Genomic DNA, 23,495 nt, shown 5'->3' with positions numbered 1-23,495 from the left:
CGTCCTGAATTTTCGCGTTGCTGGATGCGTTGCTGGATGCGGTGTTATGTCTGCTATGTCTGCGAATTCACACGCGACACTGGCGTGCTAATTCTCGAGCCGCTCGATCTGCGTGCCGATTTCCGACGCCACCCGCTCGATGAACATCAACTGCCGCACCGCCTCGCCCGCCGCCTGATTCACGTCGCTGTCGAGCAGCGCGCCAAGTTTGTCGAAGCGCATGCGTTCTTCGTCGCGCAATTCGGTCAGCAGAGCGTCGAGCGCGTCGACGTTCTTCGCCGCAGCCGCGTCTTCGATCCCTTCGCGCCACTCCATCTGCTGCATCAGGAACGCCGGCTCCATCGCCGTGTTGTTCTCCGCGCCGACATCGATGCCGCGCAGGTGCAGCAGATAGGTCGCGCGTTTCAACGGATCGCGCAGTGTCTGATACGCCTCGTTGGTGCGCGTCGCCCATTGCATGGCGATGCGCTTTTGCGCGTCGCCGGCCGCCGCGAAGCGGTCCGGATGCACCTGGGCCTGCACCGTGCGGTAGGCTTGATCGAGTGCCGCTGCGTCGAGCGCGAATTGCGCCGGCAGATCGAACAGGTCGAAGTGGCTGTCGTTCAGCGAGGCCATCGGATAAATGGAGTCCGTTCAGGAAAGCGCACCGGAGTGCAGGCTAAAAACGCGTATCGGAAGCGCCGCGAGCGTTCAGTGGCAAGCCCGGCTGCAATGGGCCGCGCGCGCGGATGAAACTAAAAAGGCGGCCCGCGCCGCCTTTGATCCGCTGCACGCGGAATGAGCCGATTCACACGCGGAACGATTCGCCGCAGCCGCACTCATCTTTCACGTTCGGGTTGTTGAACTTGAAGCCTTCGTTCAACCCCTCGCGCGCGAAATCGAGTTCGGTGCCGTCGATATAGGCAAGGCTCTTCGGGTCGACAATGATCTTCACGCCGTTGCAGTCGAATACTTCGTCTTCGGGCGCGAGTTCATCCACGTACTCGAGCTTGTAGGCCAAACCCGAGCAACCGGTGGTGCGCACGCCTACGCGCAGCCCGACACCCTTGCCGCGGCGAGTCAGATACTTCTGGACGTGCTGTGCTGCCTTTTCGGTCAACGTAATTGCCATAGCGTTTCTCATTGCGCCGCGTGCCTTCGGCATTCATATGCCGACCGACACGCCGCTACCCTGCCTGCATCAAATATCGCTCATGCCGGACCGTGCGTTTCTACCTGCACCGACCGCTTCGACTCACTCGAACACGCTTATGCGTGTTGCTTGTCGCCTTCGACGACCGCTTCACCGTGACGCTGCTTGTAGTCAGCGACCGCTGCCTTGATCGCGTCTTCCGCGAGGATCGAGCAGTGGATCTTCACCGGCGGCAGCGCCAGTTCTTCGGCGATCTGCGTGTTCTTGATCGACATGGCCTGATCGAGCGTCTTGCCCTTCACCCATTCGGTGACGAGCGAGCTCGACGCAATCGCCGAACCGCAGCCATACGTCTTGAACTTCGCGTCTTCAATGATGCCGTCCGCGCCCACGCGGATCTGCAGCTTCATCACGTCGCCGCATGCCGGCGCGCCGACCATGCCGGTGCCGACTGCATCGTCGTCCTTCGCGAAGGAACCGACGTTGCGCGGGTTTTCGTAATGGTCCAGAACCTTGTCGCTATAAGCCATGATTACACTCCTTGATCCGTTTCAACCTGCAAATTGCAATTCGATAAATTCGACGTCCAGACTGGCGCGTCAGTGCGCTGCCCACTGGATGGTCGAAATATCGATCCCGTCCTTGTGCATTTCCCACAGCGGCGACAAGTCGCGCAACTTCGAAATCTTGGTCTTCAGCAGGTTGATCACGTAATCGACATCCTGCTCGGTCGTGAAGCGCCCCACCGTGAAACGGATCGAGCTATGTGCCAGCTCGTCGTTACGGCCGAGCGCGCGCAGCACGTACGACGGTTCCAGCGAAGCCGACGTACACGCCGAGCCCGACGACACCGCCACGTCCTTCACCGCCATGATCAGCGATTCGCCTTCGACGAAATTGAAGCTAATGTTCAGGTTATGCGGCACACGCTTTTCCATGTCGCCGTTCACATACGTTTCTTCCATCTCCGACAGGCCGCGCAGCAAACGGTCGCGCAGCATGCGGATACGTTCGTTTTCCGTCGCCATTTCTTCACGAGCGATACGGAACGCTTCGCCCATGCCGACGATCTGGTGCGTAGCCAGCGTGCCCGAACGCATGCCGCGCTCGTGACCGCCGCCATGCATCTGCGCTTCGATGCGGATACGCGGCTTGCGGCGCACGTACAGCGCGCCGATGCCCTTCGGACCGTACGTCTTGTGCGCCGAGAACGACATCAGGTCGACCTTCAGCTTCTGCAGATCGATCTCGATCTTGCCCGTGGCTTGCGCCGCGTCGACGTGAAAAATGATGCCTTTTTCACGCGTGATCTCGCCGATCGCCTCGATGTCCTGAACCACGCCGATCTCGTTGTTCACCGACATGACCGACACCAGAATCGTGTCCGGGCGCAATGCGGCTTTAAATTTTTCGAGGTCGATCAGGCCGTCGTCCTTCACGTCCAGATACGTGACTTCGAAGCCTTCGCGCTCGAGTTCACGGCAGGTGTCGAGCACAGCCTTGTGCTCGGTCTTCACCGTGATGATGTGCTTACCCTTGCTCTTGTAGAAGTGCGCAGCACCCTTGATCGCGAGGTTGTCCGACTCCGTGGCGCCCGAGGTCCAGATGATTTCGCGCGGGTCGGCATTCACCAGCGCAGCGACGTTCTCGCGCGCTTCTTCGACCGCACGTTCCGCATCCCAGCCATACGAGTGGCTGCGCGACGCGGGGTTGCCGAACTGCTCACGCAGGTACGGAATCATCTTGTCCACCACACGCGGATCGATCGGCGTCGTCGCGCTGTAGTCCATGTAGATGGGCAGGTGGAGAGTGTCGTTATTCATCAATTGCTCCGGGGACATCATTGCTCTGGCTTCTGGGTTCCTGATCAGGCTGTGCGTTCAGATTGCCGCGCCTAGGAACTGGCCATGTTGAAAACTGAATTGGGCCCTTTCGGCACGGCGCGAGCGGGTTCGACCGCCGGCGCCTCATTGCGGCGGTCACGCAAGACCGCCGGCGCACCTTCGCGCGAACGTTGCTGATCGACCAGATCCTTCAGGGAGACCGAATCCAGGTACTCGACCATTTTCTGGTTCAGCGTCGACCACAATTCGTGCGTCATGCAGTGGCCGTCGTGCTGTTTGGTACCCTCGCACGAGCCCTTGCCGCCGCACTGGGTGGCGTCGAGCGGCTCGTCGACAGCGATGATGATGTCGGCGACGGTCACGTCTTCAGCGCGGCGGGCCAGATTGTAGCCGCCGCCGGGTCCGCGCACGGATTCGACGATTTCGTGACGACGCAGCTTGCCAAACAGCTGCTCGAGATAAGACAGGGAGATATGTTGGCGCTGGCTGATACCCGCAAGCGTCACCGGGCCCTGCTCCTGGCGCAGTGCCAGGTCAATCATCGCCGTGACGGCGAAACGGCCTTTTGTGGTGAGTCTCATATGGTGTGGGGACCGCAATTCTCGACAAGTTTGGTCAAGTATAAATACATGAGTGAATTAGTCAAGTATCCCTATCGTGATTTGGGTCATTTGCTTAATTACTGAATAGCGCAGCCGACGCTGGCCGACCGCCGCCACACTCATGCAATCAGTTGGGGGCGCAACGCTGCGATCAGCCCGCGGCAGGCCGCCTCGCATTGATCCAACACCTGCTCGAACCCTTCCGCGCCGCCGAAATAGGGGTCGACCACTTCTCGCGCGCCGCCCCAGCGATCGTCGCCTTCAGGCACGAACTCCATCAGCAGGCGGATTTTGTCACGCTGCTTAGCCGGACAAACCTGGCGCAGCGCGCCGACGTTTTTGTCATCCATCGCGATCAGCAAATCGAAGCGCTCGAAGTCGGCTGCGGTGATCTGCCGCCCACGCAAGGCAGCAAGCTCGTAACCCCGCCGGCCTGCGGCAACTTGCGCGCGCTCGTCCGGCGGCTGGCCGATGTGCCAGTCACCCGTGCCAGCGGAATCGATCAGAATCCACTCCTCGAGCCTCGCCTCCCCGACCAGACGGCGCATCACGCCTTCCGCAGTTGGTGAACGGCAGATGTTCCCCAGGCAGACAAAGCAGACGGACACGGTTTTCATCAGAGGCTTCCGGGCGCTAAACGCCCGTGGATCGACAGTTAAGAAACGGTGGCGCGATTATACAAAGCCGCGCCAAATCGCGCCGGAAGCCGGCCGCTCAGGTTGCTTACAACTTAAGACGCTTCATTAGGACGCTTCAGCCAGCGGCATTGCCGTGACGGCGCGCATGGGTTTGGCCGGCAACGTCGCAGCGCTGTCGACCATGCCGTATGACACGGCACGCGCCAGTTCCGCAGTCAGTTGATCAGCAGCGAGCGGCGCTTGCGACGAACGCATAGCTTCATTGCCGCAGATGTGCAAATAGGCTGCCGCAGCAAGCGGCACAACGATGGCGAGGGGCCAGTACACCGATATTATCTTTTTCATGATGCTGTTTCTCCGATTGGGGCTCGTGCGCTCGTGACGCACTATGCCCAGTCGAAATGCTATAGGAATTCACAATCGGGAAAAACCCACAGGGGCGAGATACAGCGTTGCTCCGAGTGGAACAGTCCATGGACCGGCTTGCGGCGCACAAGGTTGACGTGCGTCGTGGCGCGAAAGAGAAATCCTTACAAAGACATACAAAGCTGGCGCGACGGTTGGCGATAATAGCTGTCTTACAGAAATGAAAACTTCGCACCGGTCGTCTCAATGAAACCTCTTGCTCCACTCGCCGGCCTGACAGTCGCTGCCGCATTGTTAGGCGGTTGCGCAGTCTATCCGGACGGCCCACCCATGGTCGGCAACGGCTATGGCGGCGGCTACAGCGATTATGGCAATTACGACGGCTACGCCACGGGCGTGCCGGTCGTGCCGCAAACCAGCGTGTACATGGGCTATGGCAATTACTCAGGGCCCGGCTACTACGACGGGCCTGGGCGCTATTACGGACCAGGACCTGGATATCGGGGCTACCCGGGCTATCCGGATCGGGGCCGGCCGAATAACGGCAACTATGGAAACAACGGAAACAACGGAAACCGCGGAGATAACGGCGGCTGGCATGGGCAGCCGAACGGCGCCGGCCCACGCGGAGGGCCACCGCCTCAAGGCGCAGTGGGTGGACCGAGAGGGCCGAGCGGATCGAGTGCGCCACGTCCGGGAGCAGGCAGCCCGCCGTCTCCTGCGCCACAGCAGGCCGGCAATGGCGGTGGGCGCGGCAACGGAGGCAATGCGTGGGCTAGAGGCAATAACGGCCGCCAGCCTGGCATGTCGGATCACTGACCCGGCGAGGAAGGCTCAAGTGCAAGCGCGCGCGGTACCGCCCGCTCAGCCGATGTGGCTACGCTGCGCGGCGTAGAGCTCCCTGAACGTACGGCCAACCGGGGCCGGCATATCGCGCGTATTGGTCCACCCCGCGCCACCCAGCGGCAACCTGGTAATCGAACGATTTCGCCCGCCCATCTGTTCGAGCACGCGAACCGCCAGCTTGGTGAAGAGCGCGTAAGCGTCCGGGTGCAGCGCGAGAAAACCCCACACCGCAAGCCCTACCCGCTCGCGCCACGGCCGCAGGCGCCGCTCGACCTGCTTCTCGCGCAGCTTGCGCAGCAAATCGGACAAGGGGATCCCCACCGGGCATACGCTATTGCACTCACCGCATAAAGTCGCCGCCTGAGGCAGATCCAGCGCGTTGCCGATCCCGACGTAGCTCGGCGTCAGCACCGAGCCCATCGGCCCCGGATAAACCCAACCGTAGGCATGTCCGCCTACCTTCTGATACACCGGGCAGTGGTTCATGCAGGCACCGCAGCGAATACAGCGCAGCATGTCCTGGAAGTCACCGCCGATCAGCCCCGTGCGCCCGCCGTCGACCAGCACCACATACATATGCTCGGGACCGTCCTGATCGCCCACGCCGCGCGGCCCGGTCAGCACGGAAAAATAATTCGAAGTGGCCTGCCCCGTGGCCGACCGCGGTAAAAGGCGCATCGCCGTCGCCAGATCTTCCAGCGTGGGCAACACTTTCTCAATGCCGGTCACGGCCACATGCACGCGCGGCATTACGGTGCACATGCCCTCGTTACCCTCGTTCGTGACCAGCACGACCGAACCCGTCTGCGCCACCACGAAATTGCCGCCGGTCACGCCCATGTCCGCGGTCATGAAATGCGGGCGCAGCACTTCGCGCGCTTCGCGGGTCATGTCCGTGATTTCGGTCAGGCGTGGCCGGCCGTGCGTTCTGGCGAAGAGATCAGCGATCTCGTCCTTATCTTTATGGACGACCGGCGCAATGATGTGGCTGGGCGGCTCGTTGTCGTTGATCTGAAGAATGTATTCGCCCAGATCCGTTTCGATCGACTGCACACCCATCTGCCCCAGCACCTCGTTCAGGCGCATTTCCTCGGTGACCATCGACTTGGTCTTGATCACCTTCTTCACCTCGTGCCGGCGCGCAATATCGGCGACGAGGCGCGCTGCCTCCTGCGTCGTCTCGGCGAACAGGACCGTGACGCCGCGCCGGGTCGCTTCGCGTTCGAATGTCTCGAGCCAGACATCGAGATTTTCCAGCGCACGATTGCGGCGCTCCTTGAGCGCGGCGCGGGTGGCGTCAAAATCGATCGCCGTCATGGACGCGGCGCGGGCCGATACGAACTTGGTCGACAGCTTGGTGAGGTTCTGCTGCAGACGCTGGTCGGCGAGTTTTTGGCCGGCGCGGGCCTTGAAATGCATTGATTGGACTTGCATGGCGGCCTTGAGCAAATTCGACTGGAATGCGCGACGGAATTGCGCTTGAAGTGCGTGAGTGACGCGCGCGCAATGGAGTGTGTTGAATCAGGCGCGCCTGTTTGAACGCCACCGACTAAACACCGCGCCATGAGCGCCGCGACGATGCTTAAACGTCGCCCGCCAGCACCTGGGCGATGTGCAGCACACGGGTGGTAGCGTCGCCCGTGCGCCGCAAGCGGCCTTCGATATTGAGCATGCAGCCGAGGTCGCCGAGCACCACCGCGCCGGCGCCGCTCGCACCGATATTTGCGCATTTCTCGTCGACGATCGCTGTGGATATATCGCCGTACTTGATCGCGAAGGTGCCGCCAAAGCCGCAGCAGTGTTCGCAATCCTTCATTTCGGTCACCGCCACACCCACCTGCGCCAGCAACGCCCGCGGTTGCGCCTTGACGCCGAGTTCGCGCAGCCCCGAACAGGAGTCGTGATAAGTCACCTGGCCCGCGAACTCGCCCGGCTGCAATTGCACCCTGGCCACATTGACAAGGAAATCGGTCAACTCGAAGACTTTGGCCCGCAAGCGGCCAAAGCGGTTCATGAGTTCCGGATCGTCCGCCAACAGGTCGCCGTAATGCGCGCGGATCATGCCGCCGCAGGACCCGGACGGCACCACGACGTAATCGAACTGTTCGAACTCGCGCAAGGTTTTTTCGGCCAGATCGCGCGCGATGCGCCGCTCACCCGAGTTGTACGCAGGCTGCCCGCAGCAGGTTTGCGCAGGCGGCACCATCACCTCGAAACCGGCGCCCTCGATCAGCTTGATGACCGAAAAACCGATCTCCGGACGCATCAGGTCAATCAGGCAGGTGACGAACAATCCGACTCGCATGAGCCCTCCTTCGGGAAAACGTGCCTGATTATCCGCTGTTCGACGCACAATACCAACCGTCCGGAAGGCATAGGACGAATGCCACATTAAATTGGAATAGGCGTTCCAACCGCTTTCCTTCTTTTCACAATACGGGATACAATCAATTTCCGCTGTTTGACGCGTCAACCGATTCCTCCCATGAGCGATACGAACCCGGATCCCAAAACTTCGATCCAGGTGATTGAACGCATGATGCGCCTGCTCGATGCACTCGCTGCGCATAGCGACCCGGTCAGCCTGAAAGAACTTGCCATCCGTACTGAACTGCACCCGTCCACCGCGCACCGCATCCTGAACGACATGGTGATGTGCCGGCTGGTCGACCGGTCGGACCCTGGCACTTACCGCCTCGGCATGCGTCTGCTCGAGCTGGGCAATCTGGTGAAGGCGCGGCTCTCGGTACGCGACGCAGCGCTTACGCCGATGCGCGAATTGCACCGTCAAACTGGGCAGACAGTGAACCTGTCGGTACGTCAGGGCGACGAGATCGTCTATATAGAACGCGCCTACTCCGAGCGTTCCGGCATGCAGGTGGTGCGAGCGATCGGTGGGCGCGCGCCGTTGCATCTGACCTCCGTGGGCAAGCTCTTCCTCGCCGCGGACGAATCGACCCGCGTGCGGGCTTATGCCACGCGTACCGGCCTGTCCGGTCACACACAGAACAGCATCACCGATCTGACCAAACTCGAGCGCGAGTTGTCGCACGTGCGTCAACAGGCGTGCGCACGCGACAACGAAGAGCTGGAACTGGGCGTGCGCTGCATCGCAGCGGGGATTTACGACGACACCGGCAAGCTGGTTGCGGGCCTGTCGCTATCCGCCCCGGCCGATCGCCTGCAGGACTCGTGGCTGGCGCAGCTCAGCCAGACGGCGCTGCTGATTTCCGCGTCGCTTGGTTATCGCCCGCAGACACAGCAGGCGCATCCGCAGCACGCGTAAGCAAGCGGCTGCGCTCAATAAAAAAGCCTCGCGTTTGCGAGGCTTTTTTTCTGGCCGGTTCGACAACCGGCCGTCAAACGATACCCAATTAGCTTCAGGTGCCCGCGCCGCCGGCATCCGCGCTGGTAATGCGCGGCTGATCGCCACCGTTGTCGAGCCACGTGCGCAGACGCGTTGCATCCGCAAAGCGCGAATATTTACCCGACGAGTCGAGCAGCACCATGATCATCGGACGGCCATGGATGGTCGCCTGCATCACGAGACACTCGCCCGCTTCGTTGATGAACCCGGTCTTTTGCAGGCCGATGTCCCACGTCGGGTTACGCACCAATGCATTCGTGCTGTTGTATGCCAGCGAACGCTTGCCCGTGTAGACCTCGTAGCTGTGATCGGTCGAGAACTTGCGGATCAGCGGATATTGATACGCCGCGTTGACCATCTTCACGAGGTCACGCGCGCTCGACACGTTCTGGCTCGTCAAACCCGTGGGGTTTTCAAAGTGCGTGTCGGTCATGCCGAGTTGCTTGGCTTTCGCATTCATTGCCGCGAGGAACGCCGGACGGCCGCCCGGGAAATAACGCGACAGCGCTGCGGCCGCGCGGTTTTCCGAGGCCATCAGCGCGATGTGCAACATGTCTTCACGCGAAAGTACCGAACCCACCGACAGACGCGAGCCGGTGTTCTTCTCGTAGTCGCGATCTTCGTCGGTGACTTCGATCTGATCGGTCATCGGTTCTTTCGAATCGAGCACCACCATTGCGGTCATCAGCTTGGTAATCGATGCGATCGGCACCACGGCGCGCGAATTCTTGTCGAACAGCGACTCGCCGCTGTTCTGATCGATCACGTAAGCAACGCTGGAACGCAGCATCAGTGCGTCCGGCGTTTCGTGCAGACCGAAAGCCTGGCCGACGGTAGGCGGACGCGGTTCGTACGCGACGCGGCGCACCACCGAGTGGTGACGGCCGTTCGACGTGTACGACACACGCTTACGCTTGACGCTCGCGCGCGGCGCGTCGTCACCGGCGGCGGCCACGGTCTTCGCAGCGGCGCCTTTGACGCCCTTCTTGCTCGACACTTTGGCTGCGGCTGCCGGTTTTTTGGCTGCTTTCGCGTTTTTGGAGGTTTTTGCCGTGGTGGCGGGCGTGGCGGCAAAAGTGCTGACGGGCGTGGCGAACGCCGCCGCGATGACCATTGAGGCGGCCACCGACAGAGCGGTGCTGCGGGCCGCGCCGTGGATCACTTTTAGCGACGAAAACATGTCGGTTTTCATGGGTGTTCGGTAGGGAGCGGCAAGAGGTTTCCGCAAGTGTAGTAAAACAACGAAAAATTAGCAATTTGAAGCACTTATACGCGCTCCTTAAACCGGCTTGTAAGCTCCGATCGCAAAAACACAAATAAGTGCCGCGCTTCGATCGAAAAAAACGATCGCCAGCGCGTTACGCCTCGCCTTTGCCGTCACATGCCCGAATCGGGACGATTCTTTCAGCATAACGGCAATTTCGAGACAACCTTGATCAGGGGAAATACGGTCGGAGCGCCAGCGTGTCAAGCCTTGCCAGCGCCACGTGCCGGCACAACGTGCCGACGCACCGGACGTCGCGGGGGTCTCGCCGAAGGCTGTTAAACGCCTGCTGGAGACCGCCAACGCGCATTCGACCAGCATAGAGCATTAACGTTCCGTGACACTTTCTGGTTTACATCGTGATGCCCAATTGATGGATTTTTTGTCAACCGCCAGCCCTGCTTTCTCGCTAGCGTTGCACGTCATCAAGGGGTCAAAACCTCTCCTGAAATCGGTAACAAATGCAGATTTCTCCCGCACCAGCGTGGTGCGACAGGCAAATCAACCCGCACCATATGAATGTCATGCCTACTGCATAACATATTGTTTTATCAGCAATTTATCAACATTGTGCGGCGCACAAAAAACACTTGACATTCGTTGCGGCCATCCTAAAATGGGAACCATTGCTGCGATGCACCATACATCGTAGTCCGGGGAGACGATCTTAAAACGTCTTGCCACTAACCCAATGCGGTCCGCACAGACAGGCCGCGACCCAGGAGCGTAAACCATGACTCTGCTGACCCCTGAGCAATTCGCTGCAGCCCAGAAAGCCAACTTTGAAACGTTGTTCGGCCTGACGACCAAAGCATTTGAAGGCGTCGAAAAGCTGGTTGAACTGAACCTGCAAGTCGTGAAATCGACGCTCGCGGAAAGCCAGGAAAATGCCCAACGCGCACTGTCGGTGAAGGACGCGCAGGAACTGCTGGCATTGCAAGCAAGCCTCGCACAGCCGGTGGCTGAAAAGGCGCTGTCGTATGGCCGTCACGTGTATGAAATCGTGTCGGCAACGCAAGGTGAATTCACCCGCGTCGCTGAAGCCCAGTTCGAAGAGCAAAACCGCAAGGTCCAGTCGCTCGTCGAAAACGTTGCGAAGAATGCTCCGGCCGGTTCGGAAACCGCTGTCGCCGTGATCAAGTCGGCGATCACCGCCGCCAACACCACGTACGAAACGGTTCACAAGGCAACGAAGCAAGCTGTTGAAATCGCCGAAAGCAACTTCAATGCAGCCGCAACGGCCGCTTCGAAGGCAGCCTCGCAAGCCGCTGCACAAGCATCGCGCTCGGCAAAGAAGGCAGTCTAAGTTTCAGGCATCAAAATTACGCCGGCCCGCCTCACGGTTGGGCCGGCGTTACTGCAAGCAACAGCGTTGTGCCGTTGCCGCTCACACGGTTTTATCTGGCCGAACGCTCCGATACGTTGAATGGCGTATCGTTTGCCCGGCGCAAGGCCGGGATTTTTTTTCCCGCTGCCTGAGATGAGCAGCGCATGCTTCATGCGCTGCTTCACGACAAACGCTGTTTGCCGCAAAAGAAAACGGCGCGCCCCATAAAGGGCGCGCCGTTTTCTTTTTGCCTTTGCATCATCGGGTCCGCCTGCATGCAGGCGGACCCGGCGGCATTACTTCTTTTTCTGCGGCGGCAGGTCAGTACAGACGCCTTCATACAACTCGGCGGCCATCCCGATCGATTCGCCAAGCGTCGGATGCGGGTGAATCGTCTTACCGATATCCGTTGCGTCCGCACCCATTTCGACTGCCAGACAGACTTCGCTGATCAGGTCGCCCGCGTTCAGACCGACGATACCGCCGCCGATCACGCGATGGGTTTCTTCGTCGAACAGCAGCTTGGTGAAACCTTCGTCGCGCCCGTTGGCGATTGCGCGGCCCGAAGCGGCCCACGGGAACACCGCCTTGCCGTACTTGATGCCTGCGGCTTTCAGCTGGTCTTCCGTCTTGCCGGCCCACGCCACTTCCGGATCGGTGTAGGCCACCGACGGAATTTGCAGTGCGTCGAAGTAGGCCTTTTCGCCGTGAGCAGCCTCAGCGGCGACGTGGCCTTCATGCACGGCTTTATGCGCGAGCATCGGCTGACCGACGATATCGCCGATCGCAAAGATATGCGGCACGTTGGTGCGCATCTGCTTGTCGACGTCGATGAAGCCGCGATCCGTTACCGCGACGCCTGCCTTGTCCGCACCGATCTTCTTGCCATTCGGCGTACGGCCGACAGCAACCAGCACGAGGTCATAGCGTTGTGCTTCGGCCGGCGCCTTTTCGCCTTCGAACGACACGTAGATGCCGTCGTCTTTCGCTTCAGCCGCGGTGGTTTTGGTCTTCAGCATGACGTTGGCAAAACGCTTGCTGTTGTACTTCTCCCAGATCTTGACCAGATCGCGATCCGCGCCGGCCATCAGACCGTCGAGCATTTCGACCACGTCTATCTGCGCGCCGAGCGTGGCGTAGACCGTCGCCATTTCGAGACCGATGATGCCGCCGCCGATTACCAGCATGCGTTGCGGAATCTGCCGCAGTTCGAGCGCGCCGGTCGAATCGACCACTCGCGGATCTTCCGGAATGAACGGCAGCTTCACCGCTTCCGAGCCTGCGGCGATGATGGCCTGCTTGAACTTGACGACCTTCTTGCCGCCTTCGGTCTGCACTTCCATATGGTGCGGATCGACGAACGAGCCGGTGCCCGTCACGACTTCCACCTTGCGCATCTTGGCCATGCCGGCGAGACCGCCGGTGAGCTTCTTGACGACGCCCGACTTGAAGTCGCGCAGCTTGTCCAGATCGATTTGCGGCTTGCCGAACGTGATGCCATGCGCGCCGAGCGCTTCTGCTTCGTCGATCACGAGCGCCGTGTGGAGCAGCGCTTTCGACGGAATACAACCGACGTTCAGACAGACGCCGCCGAGCGTCGAATAACGTTCGACGAGCACCGTCTTCATGCCCAGGTCGGCCGAGCGGAACGCAGCCGAGTAACCGCCGGGGCCCGAACCGAGCACGAGCATGTCGCACTCGATATCCGCGTTGCCGGAGAAGCTACCGGCTTGCGGCGCGGGCGCGGCCGCCTTCGGTGCAGCGGCGGCAGCTTGCGCGGGCGCTTTCTCAGGTTCTTTGGCCGCGGCCTTCGGTGCCTCTTTGGCCGGCGCCGCGGCTGCCGACGTTTCGACTAGCGCGATGACCGTGCCTTGCGAGACTTTGTCGCCCGCTTTGACGCGTACTTCCTTGACTGTGCCGGCGGTATCGCTCGGCACTTCGATGGAGGCCTTATCGGACTCGAGCGTCATCAGCGCCTGCTCGTTCTCGATGACATCGCCCGGTTTGATATTGACTTCGATGACATCGACGTCCTTGAAGTCACCGATATCCGGCACTTTTACTTCGACGAGACTCATAGTGTCCCCTTCTCTTATTGATCGTAATGAGGCGAAGAACCACGAAAATGCAGCCTAAAAGCCGGCAGCGCGGCGAACAGAAACATCCTTTGCTGTCCGCCTAAGGACGCGCCTTTCTTTTGCCTACTTTTCTTTGGAAGACAAAGAAAAGTAGGTGCCGCCCCGCACAGGGGCGACGCTAATAGACCACTAAGAAAGCAGGTTCTACAGAGGGACGCGGATAAGAGACAACTCAATCCGCGCCCCGCGCAACATCACATCAAAGAATCACACGCCGAAAATCGGCAAGAATCGCACCCAGATACGCATTAAACCGCGCCGCCGCAGCACCATCGATCACCCGATGGTCATACGACAACGACAGCGGCAGAATCAGACGCGGCACAAATTGCTTGCCATCCCAAACCGGCTTCATCGCGCCACGCGACAAGCCAAGAATGGCGACTTCAGGCGCATTGATAATCGGCGTGAAGTTAGTTCCGCCAATCCCACCCAGGGAAGAAATCGAGAAGCAACCGCCCTGCATCTGATCCGGCTTCAGCTTGCCATCACGCGCAGCCTTCGAAAGCTCGGTCATTTCCTTCGCGATGTCGATCAAACCCTTCTTGTCCGCGTCGCGAATCACCGGAACCACCAGGCCATTCGGCGTATCGGCAGCAAACCCAATGTGGTAGTACTGCTTGAACACGAGGTTATCGCCGTCGAGGCTCGCGTTGAACGTCGGGAACTGCTTCAGGGCGGCAACCACAGCCTTGATCACGAACGCCAGCATCGTGAACTTCACGCCGGCCTTCTCGTTTTCCTTGTTCAACTGCACGCGCAGTGCTTCGAGATCGGTGATGTCCGCTTCGTCGTTATTCGTGACGTGCGGAATCATGACCCAGTTGCGATGCAGATTCGCGCCCGAGATCTTCTTGATGCGCGACAGCGGCTTCGGATCGACCGGACCGAACTTGGTGAAGTCGACCTTCGGCCACGGCAGCAGGTTCAACTCGCCGCCACCCGCGGCAGCCGGTGCGGCAGCGCCGGCCGGCGCAGCACGCTGGCCGGTCATCACACCCTTGATGAACGCGGTCACGTCGGCTTGCGTAATGCGGCCTTTCGGACCCGTACCCTGCACCTGCACCACGTCGACACCCAGTTCGCGTGCGAACTTGCGCACGGACGGCGAAGCGTGGCTCGCGTGGCGCGCACCGCCTTCGCCAGCCGGAATCACCGGTGCCTGTGCAAGCGCGGACGGCGAGGCCGGAGCAGGTGACGGAGCAGCCGGTGCGTCCGACGGTTTCTCAAGCGCTTCCTGCCGCGCCGCAGGTGCGGGAGCCGCAGCCGGCGCACCCGCGCCATCCGCTTCCAGCACGACGATGACCGAGCCTTCCGACACGTTATCGCCGACCTTGACCTTCACTTCCTTGACGACGCCGGCAGCCGAGCTCGGCACGTCCATGGTCGCCTTGTCGGATTCGAGCGTCACCAGCGACTGCTCTTTCTCGACGCGATCGCCGACCTTCACCGCGACTTCGATCACGGGAATGTCTTTGTAGTCGCCGATATCCGGCACTTTGACTTCCTGCAGACCACCGCCGCTTGCGGCCGGCGCCGGCGCAGCAGCCGGGGCCGCTGCGGCAGCCGGTGCTGCGGGAGCCGGTGCGGCGGCAGGCGCCGCAGCGGGTGCGGCAGCAGCGCCCGCCCCATCCAGCAGGACGATCAGCGAACCTTCCGACACGTTGTCGCCCACCTTGACCTTCACTTCCTTGACGACGCCGGCAGCCGAACTCGGCACGTCCATGGTCGCCTTGTCGGACTCCAGCGTAACGAGCGACTGCTCTTTCTCGACGGTATCACCCGCCTTCACCAGCACCTCGATCACAGGAATGTCCTTGTAATCGCCGATGTCCGGCACCTTGATTTCGATCGCTTGACTCATTGTTAGTGTCTCCTGGGCCGCGCACGCCACCCGCCCCTGGCGATCAGGGGCAGGCGCGCACGCCATGGCACACGGGGAATGATGCCTTAGACGGTCATCGGGTTGGGTTTGGCGGGATCAAGGTTGTACTTCTTGAGCGCCTCTGCAACGACCTTGCGTTCGATCGTGCCTTCGTCTGCCAGTGCATTCAACGCGGCAACCGTGACCCAGTAGCGATCGACTTCGAAGAAGTGACGCAGCTTTTCACGCGTATCCGAACGGCCGTAGCCATCCGTGCCGAGTACGACGAACTTCTGCGGCACGAACGCGCGGATCTGTTCGGTCAGCGCGCGCACGTAGTCGGTCGAAGCGATGACCGGGCCTTGTGCGTCCTTCAGCAGCTTCTCGACGTGCGAGACCTTCTTCTCTTCGGTCGGGTGCAGCAGGTTCCAACGCTGCACTTCGTGACCTTCGCGAGCAAGTTCGGTAAAGCTCGGCACGCTCCACAGGTCGGCAGCGACGCCCCAGTCGTTCTTCAGAAGATCGGCAGCGGCAATCACTTCGTTGAAGATCGTGCCCGCGCCCATCAGCTGAACGCGCGGCGCCTTTGCGTCGGCTTCCGCTTTGCGGAAGGCATACATACCCTTGATGATGTCGGCCGCTACAGCATCGCCCTGCGGAATCGCCGGGTGCTCGTAGTTCTCGTTCATCACCGTGATGTAGTAGTACACGTCTTCCTGATCCGCGACCATGCGACGCAGACCGTCCTGCATGATGACCGCGAGTTCGTAACCGAAGGTCGGGTCGTAGCTGATGCAGTTCGGCACCGACGCCGCCCACAGGAGCGAGTGGCCGTCTTCGTGTTGCAGACCTTCGCCGTTCAGCGTGGTACGCCCAGCCGTGCCGCCCAGCAGGAAGCCGCGCGAACGCATGTCGCCCGCCGCCCATGCCAGGTCGCCGATACGCTGGAAGCCGAACATCGAATAGAAGATGTAGAACGGGATCATGATCTCGCCGTGCGTCGAGTACGACGTCGCGGCCGCGATCCAGTCACACATACCACCGGCTTCGTTGATCCCTTCCTGCAAGATCTGGCCGGATTCCGATTCGCGATAGAACATCAGCTGATCGGAATCTTCCGGAATGTACTTCTGGCCGTCCTGATTCCAGATACCGATCTGACGGAACAGACCTTCCATACCGAAGGTACGCGACTCGTCCGGCACGATCGGCACGATGCGCTTGCCGAGCGCCTTGTCTTTCAGCAGGATGTTCAGAATCCGCACGAACGCCATCGTCGTGGAGATTTCGCGGCCTTCGCCCGTGCCCTTCAGGAGCGGCTCGAACGCGTCCAGCGCCGGCACCGGCAGCGACTCGGCCTTCTGGCGACGCGCCGGCAGATAGCCGCCGAGGTCCTGACGGCGAGCGCGCATGTACTCGAGTTCCTTCGAACCTTCTTCGAACTTGAGGTACGGCACGTTGACGAGATCTTCGTCCGAGATCGGCAGACGGAACTGGTCGCGGAATTTCTTCAGCTGGTCCAGGTGCAGCTTCTTCTGCTGGTGGGTGATGTTCATCGCCTGGCCGGCTTCACCCATGCCATAGCCCTTGATCGTCTTCGCGAGAATGACGGTCGGCTGGCCCTTGGCGTTCGTGGCTTCGGTGAACGCTGCGTAGATCTTGTGCGGATCGTGGCCGCCGCGGTTCAGGTTCCACACGTCTTCGTCCGACCAGTCGGCGACCAGCGCCTTCAGTTCCGGCGTGTTGAAGAAGTGTTCGCGAACAAACGCACCCGACTCCGACTTGTACGTCTGATATTCGCCGTCGACGACTTCCATCATCCGGCGCATCAGCGCGCCCGACTTGTCGCGCTGGAACAACGCATCCCAGCGGCTGCCCCACACGACCTTGATGACGTTCCAGCCGGCGCCGCGGAATTCGCTTTCGAGTTCCTGGATGATCTTGCCGTTACCGCGCACCGGACCGTCGAGGCGCTGCAGATTGCAGTTGATCACGAACACGAGGTTATCGAGACGTTCGCGACCGGCCATGCCGATTGCGCCGAGCGATTCCGGTTCATCCGTTTCGCCGTCGCCAAGGAAAGCCCAGACCTTGCGGCCTTCGGTCTTCGCAATGCCGCGCGCCTGCATGTACTTCATGAAGCGTGCCTGATAGATCGCCATGATCGGGCCGAGGCCCATCGAGACGGTCGGGAATTGCCAGAAGTCCGGCATCAGCCACGGGTGCGGATACGACGAGATGCCCTCGCCGCCCACTTCCTGACGGAAGTTGTCGAGCTGGTTTTCGCTCAGGCGGCCGAGCAGGAACGCGCGCGAGTACACACCCGGCGACGAATGGCCCTGCACGAACACGAGGTCACCGCCATGTTCGGCGGACGGTGCATGCCAGAAATGGTTGTAGCCGACGTCATACAGCGTGGCGGCCGACGCGAACGACGCGATGTGGCCGCCGACGTTGGTGTCCTTGCCGGCGCGCAGCACCATGGCAATGGCGTTCCAGCGCGTGTACGAGCGAATGCGGTGTTCGAGGTCCTGGTCGCCGGGAATCGGCGCCTGACGCGACACAGGAATCGTGTTGATGTACGGGGTGTTTGCAGAGAACGGCAGATGTTCGCCGTGAACACGGGCGAATTCGATCTGTTTCTCGATGAGGTAGTGAGCGCGATCGGGGCCCACAGCAGAAATCACGCCATCCAGCGCTTCCAGCCATTCGCCGGTTTCCTGGGGATCGTCGTCTTTTTCAGCGGCGACATATTTCATGACTTCGTCGGGTACAGCGGACATGCTCGTCTCCTGGATATAGAGGAACGCTCTTTGAACAGACGACGCGGACGAAGCACGGCCGCGGCAGCTTCGGCCGATTGTAAAAGGGGTCCCGACGTCCGCGCAACAAAATTTTCGAATTACGAGATCACTTCTCATAATGCGGAAAATTGTTGCGGCGCAACCTGATTTGACTGCCGATCGACGGATACGTCGGCTAGTTTGCGCCGAATAACGGTTCTTTCAGTGCTTTTTTGCGCCATTTGCTAGCGACTCGCTGCGCTACAATGCCACGCATGTTGACCGAACGGCTTTTCGCTCGCTCGGCGCGCACCGCTGGTTCGCCGGCGGATTCGACGCCGTCCTCCCGCTGGCACCACGGACCGTGGTGGTCGAACTCCTATTTGCTCACGCCGCTGCTGTCGATCCTGGTTTTCCTGGTCGTCATGAGCCTGATTCTGTGGAGCCTGAACCGGCGCGAACAGCAGCAGCAGGAAGACACGCTCTACCGCAACGTCGCGTGGGCGCAGCAGCAGATCCGCCTGTCCATGACCGGCGCGCAGGAACAGATCCAGGCCCTCGCCCGCGACCTCGTGGCCGGCCACGCCGATCCGCATTCATTCCAGGTGTCCACCACGGACATCATGCAGGGGCATCCCGAGATCCTCTACATGAACTGGTACACGAGCCAGCAGCAGCCGCGCTGGCCCAATACCGCACTGCCCGTGTTCGGCCAGCGTCTTGCCAAGCCGAACGACGCGCAGATGGACGAGGCCGTCAAAGCCGCCTTCGCCGAAGCCCGCAATACGCGCCGCCAGGTGTACTCGCCGCTGATCTACGACGACCTCGGCAATGGCTACATCACGCTGCAGACGCCGGTTTTCCGCGACCGCGACTTCCTCGGCACGATTGCCGCCGTGTTCTCGGTGGAAGGCATCCTGAAACACGACATTCCGCCCGAGTTGTCGGCCAAATACAAAATCTCGATCATCGACGTGAACAACCGCGAGTTGACCACCACGTCGACCCGTCCGCGCCTGCCGCGCGACATGTTCTACGACCTGCCGCTCGACCCGCCGGGCCAGGGCGTCTCGGTACGCGTCTACGCGTTCCCGCAGATGACCAACTTCACCAACAACACGCTGGTCTGGCTGGTGGCCGGCCTGTCGTGCTTCGTGCTGTGGAGTCTGTGGAGCTTGTGGAAACACACGCGGCAACGTTTTGAGGCCCAGCAGGCGCTCTACGCGGAAGCGTTCTTCCGCCGCGCCATGGAAAACTCCGTGCTGATCGGCATGCGCGTGCTCGACATGCATGGCCGCATCACGCACGTCAATCCAGCCTTCTGCCGCATGACCGGCTGGGACGAAAGCGACCTGGTCGGCAAGAACGCGCCGTTCGCTTACTGGCCGCGTGACGCCTACCCCGAGATGCAACGCCAGCTCGACATGACGCTGCGCGGCAAGGCGCCTTCTTCGGGCTTCGAACTGCGGGTGCGCCGCAAGGACGGTTCGTCGTTCCACGCGCGGCTCTACGTATCGCCGCTGATCGACAGCTCGGGCCGTCAGACCGGCTGGATGTCGTCGATGACCGACATCACCGAGCCCAAGCGCGCGCGCGAAGAACTCGCCGCCGCGCACGAGCGCTTCACCACCGTGCTCGAGAGTCTGGACGCCGCGGTCTCCGTGCTGGCCGCCGACGAAGCCGAATTGCTGTTCGCCAACCGCTACTACCGCCACCTGTTCGGCATTCGCCCGGACGGCCATCTGGAACTGGCGGGCGGCGGGTTCGACAGCGCGCAGGCGTCGTCCGATTCGATCGACATGGTGGACACCTACGCCGGGCTGCCCGCCGCCGCCCTGACCGAAAGCACGGCCGATGCGCAGGAAGTCTATGTGCAGGGCATCCAGAAATGGTTCGAAGTGCGCCGCCAGTACATCCAGTGGGTGGACGGCCACCTCGCGCAGATGCAGATCGCGACCGACATCACCACCCGCAAGCAGGCTCAGGAACTCTCGCGCCAGCAGGACGAGAAACTGCAGTTCACCAGCCGCCTGATGACGATGGGCGAAATGGCCTCTTCGCTCGCGCACGAACTGAACCAGCCGCTCGCCGCGATCAATAACTATTGCTCCGGAACCGTAGCACTGGTTAAATCCGGTCGGACGACGCCTGACAATCTTCTGCCCGTGCTCGAAAAAACTGCCCAACAGGCGGTGCGAGCGGGCATGATCATCAAGCGCATTCGCGAGTTCGTGAAACGCAGCGAGCCGAAACGCCAGGCCACGCGCGTCGCCGACATCGTCGCCGACGCTGTGGGTCTCGCCGAGCTCGAAGCGCGCAAGCGCAAGATTCGCATCGTGACCGATCTGCGCTCGCGCCTGCCGGTGATCTATGTCGATCCGGTGCTGATCGAGCAGGTGTTGGTGAACCTGCTCAAGAATGGCGCCGAAGCCATGCACGACGCACGCCCGAACGCGGTGGATCCGGTGATTCGCGTGGTCGTGCGGCTGGACAGCGGGTTTGTCTGCATTAGCGTCGTGGACCAGGGACCCGGGGTCGACGAAGCAACCGCCGAGCGTCTGTTTGAACCGTTTTACAGCACCAAGTCCGACGGTATGGGCATGGGGTTGAACATTTGCCGTTCGATTATCGAATCGCACCGCGGTCGTCTGTGGGTGGTGAACAACGTCGAATCTGACGGCCACATCACAGGCGCCACGTTCCATTGCAGTCTGCCTATTGGAGAGCCTGACGGCCCGAGCAACGGCGGGTCAGAGGCGCCGACACCACAAACCGTTACGGGAGAGCTATGAACAGCCCAGTCACCACACAGGAAACAGTCTTTGTCGTCGACGACGACGAGGCCGTGCGAGATTCGCTGCGCTGGCTGCTGGAGGCGAACGGCTACCGCGTGCAATGCTTCTCCAGCGCCGAGCAGTTCATCGACGCATGGCAGCCGCATACGCATCCGGGCCAGATTGCCTGTCTGATTCTCGATGTGCGGATGTCCGGCATGAGCGGGCTCGAGTTGCAGGAACGCCTGATCGCCGACAACGCGTCGCTGCCGATCATCTTCGTGACGGGTCACGGCGACGTGCCGATGGCCGTGTCCACCATGAAAAAAGGCGCGATGGACTTCATCGAAAAGCCCTTCGACGAAGCCGAACTGCGCAAGCTGGTCGAGCGCATGCTCGACAAGGCACGCAGCGAAAGCACCAGCGTGCAGCAACAGCGCGCTGCCGCCGAACGTCTGGGCAAGCTGACCGCGCGTGAGCACCAGGTGCTCGAGCGCATCATCGCCGGCCGCCTGAACAAGCAGATCGCCGACGATCTCGGCATCAGCATCAAGACGGTTGAAGCGCATCGCGCGAACATCATGGAAAAGCTCAACGTCAACACGGTCGCCGATCTGCTGCGTCTCGCGTTGTCGAACAAGCCGCAACCGGCGCAATAAATAGAACATCCCCGATAACGACCGCGGCCCGCCCGCGGTTCGCGATCAAGCTTCAACGGCCGGACTGTCGAAAGGTCCGGTCCGTTCGCCTCCCCCGCCTTGAGCACCCCCGCTTCCCTTCGCTTTCCGACGCAATGCGCTGACGACGAGCCGTCTGGTTCGACGCATCAGTATCTATTTAGCATTACTGCATACTAATCAGCATCTGCTTACGCCAAACGGCAATGGATTCTTTCCTCCCGTAAGATTGACAAGCTCGGCTACGTCCCCTAATTTACACAGAACTCCTTAGCAGGAATCGCTGATGCCCGATGCGCACAGGACAGATGAACTGCAGTCGTTGTCGTCATTGTTGTCGTCGTTGTTGTCCTGTTCGGCATCGTCAGTCGATGCAAAACAGATGAAACGGCCTAGCCGCTTCACTGGCGCATGGGTCATATCGATCTGTACGGCTACACGTGGGCCATCCGCCCCGCTCTTCACCACGCTCCACATTTCATTGCGCCTGGGCAACGCGGCATGCGTTGCGCATAGGCCTCGCGCGTTCAACCCAGCCGGGAGGATTTCATCGTGAAACGATCCGGAGCACACCGTTCGCGTGTGTTGCTTGTCTGTGCTGCATTCGCAGGTGCGCCGTTCTTCATGGGTCTCGCCGCACCAACCGCCGCCTATGCGCAAAGCGCCGCGAAGATGTCGAATCAGCAACTCGATTCGCTGACCGCGCCCATCGCACTCTATCCCGACGCGCTGCTCGCGCAGGTGCTGATGGCGGCCACCTTCCCGCAAGACGTAGAGTCCGCCGCCGCATGGTCGAAAGCGAACGCGAAGCTGCAGGGCGACGACGCTGTCAAGGCAGTCGCGTCCGAGCCATGGGACCCGAGCGTGCAATCGCTGGTCGCCTTCCCGCAGGTCCTCGCAACCATGGCGTCCAAACCCGACTGGGTCGCGCAACTCGGCAACGCCTTTCTGGCCCAGCCAAACGATGTGATGGACTCCGTGCAACGCCTGCGCAAACAGGCGCAGGCCGCCGGCAATCTGAAGACGAGTTCACAGCAAAAGGTCGTGGTCGAGCAAAGCACGATTCAGATCGTGCCGGCCAATCCGCAGGTAGTGTACGTGCCGACCTATAACCCGACTGTCGTCTACGGCACGTGGCCCTATCCCACCTACCCGCCCGTGTATGTTCCACCGCCGCCCGGCTATGCAATCGCAACCGGATTCGCTACCGGCCTTGCGTTCGGCGCCGGCGTCGCAGTTGCCAATTCGCTGTGGGGCGGCTTTAACTGGAACACGCATGACGTCAACATCAACGTGAACCGGTACAACAACATCAATGTGAACAACCGGCTCAACGTGAACAGCAACACGACGAACTGGAACCGCAACGCGAACGTCAATCGCAATGTCAACAACGCGAATCTCAACCGCAACGTCAACAACAACCTCGGTGGCGCGCAGCGCGATGCCTACCGCGGCCGTGACGACGCCGCCCGCGCGCAGGCCCAGCAGACGCTGCAGAACCGCACCGGCCAGAACCTGAGCGGCAATGCGAGCCAGCGCGTCCAGGGGATTCATCAGGGCGGTACCGCCAACACCGACCTGCAAAACCGCGCACAGAACGTCAATCGCGATAATGCGCTACGCGGCGCCGGTGACGGCAATGCGGCGCGGCAGGACACGCAGCGTGGCGAGGCAAGCCGCAACGCTGCGGCGAACCGCTCCGGCGGCGGCTTCGGCGCAAACGGCGGTGGCCAGCAGCGCATGGGCGGCGGTCCCGGCGCGAACGGCGGAGGTATCCAGCGCGGCGGCGGAGGCGGAGGCGGCAGACTGGGCGGTGGCGGCGGCGGTGAGCGCCATCTTGGCCGCAACCGTTGAACGATCAGGAGGAATC

At 61.2% G+C, this 23,495-nt stretch carries 21 protein-coding genes; 6 read left to right on the top strand and 15 right to left on the bottom strand.

What is annotated here, in order from left to right:
- Positions 1-87: 87 nt before the first annotated feature.
- The 7 genes from hscB to BCY88_RS07445 form a co-directional block, all read right to left on the bottom strand.
- Complete coding sequence (gene hscB / locus BCY88_RS07475; RefSeq protein WP_120343640.1) at positions 88-615, bottom strand: Fe-S protein assembly co-chaperone HscB; 528 nt, start codon at positions 613-615, stop codon at positions 88-90.
- Between the two features lie 172 nt (positions 616-787).
- Positions 788-1,111 carry an iron-sulfur cluster assembly protein IscA gene (gene iscA, locus BCY88_RS07470; RefSeq protein ID WP_028199494.1) on the bottom strand — a complete coding sequence of 108 codons (324 nt, stop codon included), beginning with the start codon at positions 1,109-1,111 and terminating at the stop codon, positions 788-790.
- 137 nt (positions 1,112-1,248) lie between these two features.
- Complete coding sequence (iscU, locus tag BCY88_RS07465) at positions 1,249-1,662, bottom strand: Fe-S cluster assembly scaffold IscU (RefSeq protein WP_028199493.1); 414 nt, start codon at positions 1,660-1,662, stop codon at positions 1,249-1,251.
- A 69-nt stretch (positions 1,663-1,731) separates the two neighbouring features.
- Entirely contained in the window at positions 1,732-2,955 is a 1,224-nt protein-coding gene (locus BCY88_RS07460) for an IscS subfamily cysteine desulfurase (protein WP_120343639.1), read from the bottom strand.
- Between the two features lie 71 nt (positions 2,956-3,026).
- Positions 3,027-3,557, bottom strand: coding sequence for a Fe-S cluster assembly transcriptional regulator IscR (gene iscR, locus BCY88_RS07455; protein ID WP_120343638.1), 531 nt, complete (start codon positions 3,555-3,557; stop codon positions 3,027-3,029).
- A 140-nt stretch (positions 3,558-3,697) separates the two neighbouring features.
- Entirely contained in the window at positions 3,698-4,195 is a 498-nt protein-coding gene (locus tag BCY88_RS07450) for a low molecular weight protein-tyrosine-phosphatase (RefSeq protein WP_120343637.1), read from the bottom strand.
- A 126-nt stretch (positions 4,196-4,321) separates the two neighbouring features.
- On the bottom strand, positions 4,322-4,561 hold the full coding sequence (locus tag BCY88_RS07445; protein WP_120343636.1) for a hypothetical protein: 240 nt from the start codon (positions 4,559-4,561) through the stop codon (positions 4,322-4,324).
- Positions 4,562-4,828: 267 nt separating this feature from the next.
- Here BCY88_RS07445 and BCY88_RS07440 point away from each other — a divergent pair, with 267 nt between their 5' ends.
- Positions 4,829-5,401: a hypothetical protein gene (locus BCY88_RS07440; protein WP_120343635.1), complete on the top strand. Its 573-nt coding sequence runs from the start codon at positions 4,829-4,831 to the stop codon at positions 5,399-5,401.
- Positions 5,402-5,446: 45 nt separating this feature from the next.
- Here BCY88_RS07440 and BCY88_RS07435 read toward each other — a convergent pair whose 3' ends face one another.
- Together BCY88_RS07435 and BCY88_RS07430 are read right to left on the bottom strand one after the other, a co-directional pair.
- Complete coding sequence (locus BCY88_RS07435; protein ID WP_120343634.1) at positions 5,447-6,862, bottom strand: lactate utilization protein B; 1,416 nt, start codon at positions 6,860-6,862, stop codon at positions 5,447-5,449.
- A 148-nt stretch (positions 6,863-7,010) separates the two neighbouring features.
- On the bottom strand, positions 7,011-7,733 hold the full coding sequence (locus tag BCY88_RS07430; protein ID WP_120343633.1) for a (Fe-S)-binding protein: 723 nt from the start codon (positions 7,731-7,733) through the stop codon (positions 7,011-7,013).
- Positions 7,734-7,913: 180 nt separating this feature from the next.
- Here BCY88_RS07430 and BCY88_RS07425 point away from each other — a divergent pair, with 180 nt between their 5' ends.
- Positions 7,914-8,714, top strand: coding sequence for an IclR family transcriptional regulator (locus BCY88_RS07425; protein WP_120343632.1), 801 nt, complete (start codon positions 7,914-7,916; stop codon positions 8,712-8,714).
- A 94-nt stretch (positions 8,715-8,808) separates the two neighbouring features.
- Here BCY88_RS07425 and pbpG read toward each other — a convergent pair whose 3' ends face one another.
- Complete coding sequence (pbpG, locus tag BCY88_RS07420) at positions 8,809-9,987, bottom strand: D-alanyl-D-alanine endopeptidase (RefSeq protein ID WP_120343631.1); 1,179 nt, start codon at positions 9,985-9,987, stop codon at positions 8,809-8,811.
- A gap of 87 nt (positions 9,988-10,074) precedes the next feature.
- On the bottom strand, positions 10,075-10,380 hold the full coding sequence (locus BCY88_RS07415; protein ID WP_120343630.1) for a hypothetical protein: 306 nt from the start codon (positions 10,378-10,380) through the stop codon (positions 10,075-10,077).
- 412 nt (positions 10,381-10,792) lie between these two features.
- On the opposite strand from BCY88_RS07415, the gene BCY88_RS07410 reads away from it, so the two are divergent.
- Positions 10,793-11,365: a phasin family protein gene (locus tag BCY88_RS07410; protein WP_028199484.1), complete on the top strand. Its 573-nt coding sequence runs from the start codon at positions 10,793-10,795 to the stop codon at positions 11,363-11,365.
- Between the two features lie 317 nt (positions 11,366-11,682).
- Here the strand turns inward: BCY88_RS07410 and lpdA are convergent, their stop codons facing one another.
- From lpdA to aceE, 3 genes are all read right to left on the bottom strand, one after another.
- Positions 11,683-13,464: a dihydrolipoyl dehydrogenase gene (gene lpdA / locus BCY88_RS07405; RefSeq protein WP_120343629.1), complete on the bottom strand. Its 1,782-nt coding sequence runs from the start codon at positions 13,462-13,464 to the stop codon at positions 11,683-11,685.
- Positions 13,465-13,723: 259 nt separating this feature from the next.
- A complete protein-coding gene (gene aceF / locus BCY88_RS07395; protein ID WP_120343628.1) occupies positions 13,724-15,388 on the bottom strand; it encodes a dihydrolipoyllysine-residue acetyltransferase in 1,665 nt (554 codons plus the stop codon).
- A gap of 86 nt (positions 15,389-15,474) precedes the next feature.
- Positions 15,475-18,171 (bottom strand): pyruvate dehydrogenase (acetyl-transferring), homodimeric type, encoded by a 2,697-nt coding sequence (gene aceE, locus BCY88_RS07390; protein WP_120343627.1) that lies wholly within the window; start codon positions 18,169-18,171, stop codon positions 15,475-15,477.
- A 275-nt stretch (positions 18,172-18,446) separates the two neighbouring features.
- Here aceE and fixL point away from each other — a divergent pair, with 275 nt between their 5' ends.
- Together fixL and fixJ are read left to right on the top strand one after the other, a co-directional pair.
- A complete protein-coding gene (gene fixL / locus BCY88_RS07385) occupies positions 18,447-20,963 on the top strand; it encodes an oxygen sensor histidine kinase FixL (protein WP_120343770.1) in 2,517 nt (838 codons plus the stop codon).
- The gene (gene fixJ, locus BCY88_RS07380; RefSeq protein ID WP_011488992.1) at positions 20,960-21,604 is read left to right on the top strand and encodes an oxygen response regulator transcription factor FixJ; all 645 of its coding nucleotides are present in this window, start codon (positions 20,960-20,962) and stop codon (positions 21,602-21,604) included. The genes fixL and fixJ overlap by 4 nt, the downstream gene beginning before the upstream one ends.
- A 288-nt stretch (positions 21,605-21,892) precedes the next feature.
- Here the strand turns inward: fixJ and BCY88_RS07375 are convergent, their stop codons facing one another.
- Complete coding sequence (locus tag BCY88_RS07375) at positions 21,893-22,099, bottom strand: hypothetical protein (RefSeq protein ID WP_120343626.1); 207 nt, start codon at positions 22,097-22,099, stop codon at positions 21,893-21,895.
- 75 nt (positions 22,100-22,174) lie between these two features.
- Between BCY88_RS07375 and BCY88_RS07370 the strand changes: the two genes are divergently transcribed.
- Entirely contained in the window at positions 22,175-23,479 is a 1,305-nt protein-coding gene (locus BCY88_RS07370) for a DUF3300 domain-containing protein (RefSeq protein ID WP_120343625.1), read from the top strand.
- The last annotated feature ends 16 nt before the right edge of the window (positions 23,480-23,495 follow it).

Origin of the sequence: Paraburkholderia fungorum (genome assembly GCF_003610895.1) — a bacterium.
Classification (GTDB): Bacteria; Pseudomonadota; Gammaproteobacteria; order Burkholderiales; family Burkholderiaceae; genus Paraburkholderia; species Paraburkholderia fungorum_B.
The sequence above is the reverse complement of the archived record's forward strand: the minus strand, read 5'-3'. Positions and strand labels throughout refer to the sequence as shown.

What these genes read in the sequence shown, in the direction of transcription:
- hscB (WP_120343640.1), bottom strand. Translation starts at nt 615, where the DNA reads ATGGCCTCGCTGAACGACAGCCACTTCGACCTGTTCGATCTGCCGGCG.
- iscA (WP_028199494.1), bottom strand. Translation starts at nt 1,111, where the DNA reads ATGGCAATTACGTTGACCGAAAAGGCAGCACAGCACGTCCAGAAGTAT.
- iscU (WP_028199493.1), bottom strand. Translation starts at nt 1,662, where the DNA reads ATGGCTTATAGCGACAAGGTTCTGGACCATTACGAAAACCCGCGCAAC.
- BCY88_RS07460 (WP_120343639.1), bottom strand. Translation starts at nt 2,955, where the DNA reads ATGAATAACGACACTCTCCACCTGCCCATCTACATGGACTACAGCGCG.
- iscR (WP_120343638.1), bottom strand. Translation starts at nt 3,557, where the DNA reads ATGAGACTCACCACAAAAGGCCGTTTCGCCGTCACGGCGATGATTGAC.
- BCY88_RS07450 (WP_120343637.1), bottom strand. Translation starts at nt 4,195, where the DNA reads ATGAAAACCGTGTCCGTCTGCTTTGTCTGCCTGGGGAACATCTGCCGT.
- BCY88_RS07445 (WP_120343636.1), bottom strand. Translation starts at nt 4,561, where the DNA reads ATGAAAAAGATAATATCGGTGTACTGGCCCCTCGCCATCGTTGTGCCG.
- BCY88_RS07440 (WP_120343635.1), top strand. Translation starts at nt 4,829, where the DNA reads ATGAAACCTCTTGCTCCACTCGCCGGCCTGACAGTCGCTGCCGCATTG.
- BCY88_RS07435 (WP_120343634.1), bottom strand. Translation starts at nt 6,862, where the DNA reads ATGCAAGTCCAATCAATGCATTTCAAGGCCCGCGCCGGCCAAAAACTC.
- BCY88_RS07430 (WP_120343633.1), bottom strand. Translation starts at nt 7,733, where the DNA reads ATGCGAGTCGGATTGTTCGTCACCTGCCTGATTGACCTGATGCGTCCG.
- BCY88_RS07425 (WP_120343632.1), top strand. Translation starts at nt 7,914, where the DNA reads ATGAGCGATACGAACCCGGATCCCAAAACTTCGATCCAGGTGATTGAA.
- pbpG (WP_120343631.1), bottom strand. Translation starts at nt 9,987, where the DNA reads ATGAAAACCGACATGTTTTCGTCGCTAAAAGTGATCCACGGCGCGGCC.
- BCY88_RS07415 (WP_120343630.1), bottom strand. Translation starts at nt 10,380, where the DNA reads ATGCTGGTCGAATGCGCGTTGGCGGTCTCCAGCAGGCGTTTAACAGCC.
- BCY88_RS07410 (WP_028199484.1), top strand. Translation starts at nt 10,793, where the DNA reads ATGACTCTGCTGACCCCTGAGCAATTCGCTGCAGCCCAGAAAGCCAAC.
- lpdA (WP_120343629.1), bottom strand. Translation starts at nt 13,464, where the DNA reads ATGAGTCTCGTCGAAGTAAAAGTGCCGGATATCGGTGACTTCAAGGAC.
- aceF (WP_120343628.1), bottom strand. Translation starts at nt 15,388, where the DNA reads ATGAGTCAAGCGATCGAAATCAAGGTGCCGGACATCGGCGATTACAAG.
- aceE (WP_120343627.1), bottom strand. Translation starts at nt 18,171, where the DNA reads ATGTCCGCTGTACCCGACGAAGTCATGAAATATGTCGCCGCTGAAAAA.
- fixL (WP_120343770.1), top strand. Translation starts at nt 18,447, where the DNA reads ATGTTGACCGAACGGCTTTTCGCTCGCTCGGCGCGCACCGCTGGTTCG.
- fixJ (WP_011488992.1), top strand. Translation starts at nt 20,960, where the DNA reads ATGAACAGCCCAGTCACCACACAGGAAACAGTCTTTGTCGTCGACGAC.
- BCY88_RS07375 (WP_120343626.1), bottom strand. Translation starts at nt 22,099, where the DNA reads ATGTGGAGCGTGGTGAAGAGCGGGGCGGATGGCCCACGTGTAGCCGTA.